Annotated in this window: 5 protein-coding genes and 1 pseudogene; 1 reads left to right on the top strand and 5 read right to left on the bottom strand. The window is 65.1% G+C overall.

The window, feature by feature from the left end; translation table 11 throughout:
- Positions 1 to 87 precede the first annotated feature (87 nt).
- From HXO69_RS08565 to HXO69_RS08545, 5 genes are all read right to left on the bottom strand, one after another.
- On the bottom strand, positions 88 to 675 hold the full coding sequence (locus tag HXO69_RS08565) for an Rv3654c family TadE-like protein (protein ID WP_296546524.1): 588 nt from the start codon (positions 673 to 675) through the stop codon (positions 88 to 90).
- Entirely contained in the window at positions 662 to 1,108 is a 447-nt protein-coding gene (locus HXO69_RS08560) for a TadE family type IV pilus minor pilin (RefSeq protein WP_296546522.1), read from the bottom strand. Before HXO69_RS08560 ends, HXO69_RS08565 begins: the two co-directional genes overlap by 14 nt.
- Before the next feature lie 150 nt (positions 1,109 to 1,258).
- Positions 1,259 to 1,900, bottom strand: coding sequence for a DUF4244 domain-containing protein (locus HXO69_RS08555; protein ID WP_296546520.1), 642 nt, complete (start codon positions 1,898 to 1,900; stop codon positions 1,259 to 1,261).
- Positions 1,901 to 2,028: 128 nt separating this feature from the next.
- Entirely contained in the window at positions 2,029 to 3,252 is a 1,224-nt protein-coding gene (locus HXO69_RS08550; protein ID WP_296546519.1) for a type II secretion system F family protein, read from the bottom strand.
- Positions 3,253 to 3,294: 42 nt separating this feature from the next.
- Positions 3,295 to 4,932: a CpaF family protein gene (locus HXO69_RS08545; protein WP_296546517.1), complete on the bottom strand. Its 1,638-nt coding sequence runs from the start codon at positions 4,930 to 4,932 to the stop codon at positions 3,295 to 3,297.
- Positions 4,933 to 5,202: 270 nt separating this feature from the next.
- Between HXO69_RS08545 and HXO69_RS08540 the strand changes: the two are divergent.
- Positions 5,203 to 5,773, top strand: a pseudogene (locus HXO69_RS08540) (bifunctional 3'-5' exonuclease/DNA polymerase); the annotation flags it as partial.

The following is a 5,773-nucleotide window of genomic DNA, read 5'->3' as shown; positions in this document are numbered from 1 at the left end:
AACGTGCTGGGGCGTAGGGCGGGGCTGGTGGCGCAGGGGCATAGGCTGCGCGGGCTGGGATGACAAATCCCGGTGAGTACGAATAGCCTAGTCGGTGAGGTTTTCCGGTTCTACTGGACTTTCTGGCTCGGCTGGGTTTTCTGGGTCGGCGGGGCTTTCTGGTTCGGGCGCCGAGTCCCGCTCGGCTCCCAGCTCTTCCTCCAGCTCGGCGACCTCATCGGGGCTCAGCTCCTCCGCGTCCCCCGCCGCAGTCTGCTCTTCTTCGGGGTGCTCTTCCTCGGGGTGTTCAGCTCCCGCGCGGGCACGCACCCTCGCCGGGCCCAGCACACCCATGGGCCCTGCGACGGGGACAGCGACCGTCACCTCCACCGTTTCGGGGCGATCCGGAAAAGTGCAGGATTCCAGGTGCGCACCGTGGCGTTCGGCAAGCTCCGCCGCGACCGCGCACGGGTCGCCCTCTGTGAGCCCGCGGTAGGCATCCGCCGCCGCGAGCGCGCTCAAATCTGCGGCGGCGGACGCCCTGCGATTCGCAGAAACCACCCCAATCAGCCCGGCAATCACCACGGTCAGCACCAGCAGCGCGGCAATAATGGTGAGGGCGAGGACGGTGCCGCTACCCTCCTCGGGTTGTTCTTCCGCAGGGCAGTCAAGAACCGCGCTTTTATTCACCATCATTGCCGGCACTTTCTTCACTGTCAGCGCTTTCGTGATGCCCACCGCCGCCTTCAATACGGGCGTGAGCATCCGCCCGCAGTACCCAGCCGGTCGCCGAGCCAATCACACCGGGGGCGGGGCGGCTCACCCGCACATGCACCTGCCGGGCACGCCCCTCCCCCGCATCAACTGCGCTATCAGGAGAAACGGAAATCTGCACGCTCTGTGCCGGGTCGATGCGGCTGACGGCGGAGCGAATCTGCGCCTCGGAGTCTCCGCGGGCGGCGGCGCGGGCAGCCGTTCGCGCGGACTCCTCCACCTTGAGCTGCGCAACGCCCGTGGAGGCGGCACCCAGGCAGAGGGCGAGTACCACCGTCACGGCGGGTAGGGCGACCGCAAATTCGGCGGTGATGACACCCTCTTCTGCGGCGTCCTTGTGCGGGGTAGCGGGCACCGGTTCCGCCCTGGTTTTCCCTGCGGGTCGAGCACACCGACAAACACCCAAATTCATATGAGCGTTCATTCTTTATTCCTCCTTTCTTGCCCCATTTTTCGGGGTGCATAGCACCTAGATCCAAACTCCACGGCGGGATTTACAAAGGCGCTAGAGCAGTCCAGTATTACCTGCAATCGACAGCGCATTACGCACAATATCCAGGAGCATGGAACGCACCTCATCGGACTTGAGAATCAGCACCAGCAGGCCCGCAAAACCGACCGCCGCAAGCATCACAATGCCGTACTCCGCGGTGGAGGCGCCCTCCTCCGGATCACCCACCGGAGCGTACTCAGCGAATACCTTTTCATCACCCTCAGCGGGCACATATTCGGCACAGCCGGGCGCGTGCTCACCCAGACTGCGGCAGGTGGCGCCGCATTCGTCCAGGGTGCAACCCTCGGCGAGCGCGCGGGCAATGGTCAGTGCCTGCTCGGGGCTCAGGCGGTCCGTGTTCATATCAATCTCCATTTCGTGAGGGTCAATCCTGGGGCCGGCATGCTTCTGCTCAGAACCGGCGAAAAGTTCGGTATCGGTGAAGAGCTCGGGGCATTCTTCGCGCAGCTGCTTCATGGTGGTTGCGATGGCAACGGACAGCGGCACGGGCCCCAGAATCGTCTGCGTTTCAGCATCGTGCGCGGCACCGAGCGCGGCGGGCTGAATTTCACGCGGAGCGCCGACCGGGGTAGTAATCGGGGCACCGCCCGGGTGCAGATCGTGGCGGATTGCTTCGCAGAGAGTGTTCGTCATTGGTTTTCCTTTCGTTGTGCCCCGGTCATTCGGGGCAGGGTGGGTGCTCGTCTGCATTCTTGACAGATGGGCGAGGGTCTAAACTTTCGGTATTTCAGCTAGTCAACAGCTCTTATGGGCTTGCTTCTTTAGCCAGTGAGCGTGGGTAGTAGCGAAATGAGGATGGGCACAATACCCAAGCAAATAAAGGCGGGTAGCGAGCACAACCCGAGGGGCACCACGAGCGCTACGGAGAGCTTTCCGGCGGCGCGTTCTGCCGCGCGGCGCTCGCCGAGTCGGTGCGCATCGGCAAGGGAGAGCAATAGCGCCGTGCTGGGTGCGCCGCCCGTGTAGGCGGGGGCGAGCGCATCCCGCAGCTCACCGAAGGTTCCCGCCGCGGAGCCCGACCAGGCACTCCCCCAGCCGCTACCCATCTGCAGTCGCTGGCAGACCGTATGCAACGCTCGACTGTTGAGCGCCTCGGCGAGGGTGCCCAGGGCGGCGAGCGGTGCGAGCCCGGCCCTCAGCTGTGCCGCGAGTAGTTCCAGCACGAGGGCGGTATCAACGGGCGGCACGTTCGAGGTTTGGTCGCCCCCGCTACCTGCCGCGCTCTCCACCTCAGCCCGATGCACGAGCGCGGCGGTCCAGCGGCGCCCGGCGAAGGCGAGACCCAGCCCGAGCAAGCCGGTGATCGCGCCGAGAATGGAGCCGGTCAGCACGCCCACGAGGTCGCTTCCCATGAGCACTCCCAACCCCAGGCCGAGCAGCGGTAGCCAGGAGAGGATCCTGCCGGTGGCGCGCGGTGCGGCAAGGGCGCTCTGTCTTCCCAAAAGTGCGTCGATGCGCTCTTCGGCGTGTTCGGCGGCGCGTTCCAGACTCGTGGCAAGCGGAGCACCGGCGCTCTCGCTCATCCGCAGACTCAGCTGCAGGTCGTGCAGGCGCTCGCGACTGTGCGGGCGCATCCGAGTGTTGCTTTCGAGGAGCTGGGCGCAGGCGAGGTGCGCGGGCGCACCCCAGGAGGTGACCGTGGCGAGCGCCTGCGTGAAGCGGCGGATATCTTCGGCGCACCGCTTCTGCCCGTACTCTTCGGAGAGGGGCGAGGAGCCTCGCACCCGTCGAACCCGAAAGGTTTTCTTCGCGGGCGTTTTCTGCGCACCCGGTACCAGTTCGTTCTCCTCGGACTGCCCGGGGCCCGGGTTGGCATGCACCGCCTCCTGCAGGGGAATACCGGCGCGCAGGTTCAGGGCGAGGGTGCGTAGCATGAGCGGCCACATGCGCATTTCCTCGGCGCTGGCGGGCCCGGCGATACGCTCAACCCAGCGCTCAGCCCAGCGTTCGCGAAGGCCCCCGCGACTCGCTTCTTCCCTTTTCATGGTTCCTCCTTTCACGTTTTCCGCTTCCCCCATTTCGGGTGGCTAGTACCCAACTTCAGAGCCAGTAGAAATACGCCTGACCTGCAGATACTCTTCGCTACCCTGCGTGGCGGGGTGCAGACTATAGATGCCCTCGATGCGGCGGCGACCATCCCGGTGTTCCAGGTGGATAATGCGTTCAAAAGCCGTCGCCGTATGTAGAGCGACCGTTCTACTATCCAGTCCGGCGAGCGCTCCCAGGGCGCACAAACGCAGGGGAACCGCCTGCGCGCTATTGGCGTGCAGGGTCGTTCCGGCGCCGCGGTGACCGGTATTCATGGCGGTCAGCAGGTGCACCACCTCCGCGCCGCGGCACTCACCGACCACGAGCCGATCCGGGCCCATGCGCAGTGCCTGCACAATCAGCTCACCCAGCCCGATTTCGCCGGCGCCTTCGGAGTTGGCGGCACGGGTTTTGAGGGCAATCACCTGCTCATGCTGCGGCGCAAGTTCTGCAGTATCTTCAAGCAGAATGAGGCGCTCCTGCGGTGAACACAGCCCCAGCAGGGCGTTGAGTAGCGTGGTCTTGCCGGTACCGGTGCCGCCACTAATCAGGAACCCGCGGCGTTCGGCAATCATGCGACGCAGGTAGGCGGCGGTCGCCTCATCGCACAGCCCGGCGGCCTGCAACTGCGTCAGGGTGGGGCGCTCGCGGGCGGGCAGACGAACGGAGAGCCGGGTGCGTTCGCTCAGCGGCGGGATAATCGCGTGAATGCGTCTGCCGTGCTCGTCGCTAATGTCAGCCGCCGGATGCGCGGCGTCCAGCTGCCCGCCGTGCTTGCGGATGAGCCGCTCGGCAAGGTCGCGCACGCGCCGCTCATTGCCGAGGCTCAGCGCCACGGGGCGGGTGGTTCCGTTGATCCCTGCCCAGATATCGCAGGGCGAGTTCACGTAAATATCGGTGATGGTTCCGGCGCGTTGCCCCTCGTCAAGCAGCAGATCGAGGGCACCGAGGCCGTAGAGTTCCGCGGCGAGGTAGCGCAGCGCGACCTGCCGGTTGACGGGCACGTATTCCACGCTGGGGTAGCTCCAGGAGGCGGGCGCGGGCGGCGCCGTTTTGGCACGGATTCTTCGGGGTTTCATCACGTTGCTTCCGTCTGCGCTCGCGTTCCCCAGGTAGATGCCGTCGATGGCGCAGATTGCCTCGTCCACGGCATTTTCGAGAATCTCGCGGAGGGGCTGGGATTCCTGGAGCAGTCCACCGCTCGCGGCACTTGCTGCGCCTGCAGTGTTTGCGCTGCCCACGGGGGCCGCACTGCCCGCGGCGATTGCACCCTCTGCGGGCGCGCGCTCCTCTGCCTTCTCAAACCCGGCACCAAATCCGCCGCTGAGTCCGCCGCCAAATCCACCACTAAAACCATTCAGGACAATAGCGCTCATCTGCGGCGAGCGCAGGATTAGCTCGCGGGCGTGCAGGGCAACGGCGCGGGCGCGGTAGTCTTCGGGAATGAGCAGGGCGGGCAACGAGTGCGCACCGGTGTTCTGGGCACACGCATTCTGTGCGCCCGGCTGGCTCATACTCGGCTGGTTCACTCCCTGTGCCTGCGCGTTTGGATTCTGTGTGCTTAGATTCTGCACGGCGCGGGTCGGGTATCCGTTGGGGCTACCAGTGTTGCTGGCGGGATTACTGGTGGGGTTCATGGCTCTAGGAGAGCATCACACCCACCCCGATTATTTAAGAGAATGATTGTTCTGTGGATAACCCCTCGCGCGCCCCGAAATATCCACGATGCACGCACCTCAAACGAACAAAACGCACGCATCCGGCGCTTTTATGACAAACCGCGGCGCGTTCTACCCTCTCGTCCCGACCGTACTTTTCGCGCGTATCCCGTGCCCGTCCCCATCCGCAAACACCCGCCCGCGACCACAAACCACGCGCCTTCGCACCCGGTCACCGATAATGGAAGAATGTACGTTCTGCTCAGTCCTGCCACCGGCGCGGGTATTACCGCCCAGACCGGCACCTCCGCGCACCCGGTCACCTCGGCTATTGCCGCGGGTGCGTCCCCGCGCGGTGCTCAACCGGTGACCTCGTGGGGTGCTTTTCATTTTTCGGCGCCGACCGCTGAACAGTTGCAGGACCCGACCTTTATTCCGCGGATTACGCGGGCGGATCGGGTGAGTGCGGCGAATCTTCCGGCGTATGTGCGAGAGGTGGAGCGGCAGGCGGCAGATTCGGCGCAGGCGCGTTTTCCCCGCTGGATTTGGGCTGATACCCGCCACGTTGACCCGCTGCTTCTGCGCCGCGGGGTGCGGGTGCATCTGTGCCATGATTTGCGTCTGGTGCAGCGGATTTTGGTGACTGCGGCTACGCATCCGAGTGGTTTTGTGGAGTACAGCCCGGTGCTGGATCTTTCTGATGTGCGTGAGGCGGTGGAGCCTCAGGGGTATCTGCCGGTGGCGCGGCAGATTCAGGGCCAGGAGGAGCTGTTCGGCGCCGATTTCTTGAGCACCCCCACTACCCCCACTACCCCCGCAG

The sequence above is a fragment of the Rothia sp. (in: high G+C Gram-positive bacteria) genome, from assembly GCF_015265375.1.
Taxonomy (GTDB): domain Bacteria; phylum Actinomycetota; class Actinomycetes; order Actinomycetales; family Micrococcaceae; genus Rothia.
The sequence above is the reverse complement of the archived record's forward strand: the minus strand, read 5'-3'. Positions and strand labels throughout refer to the sequence as shown.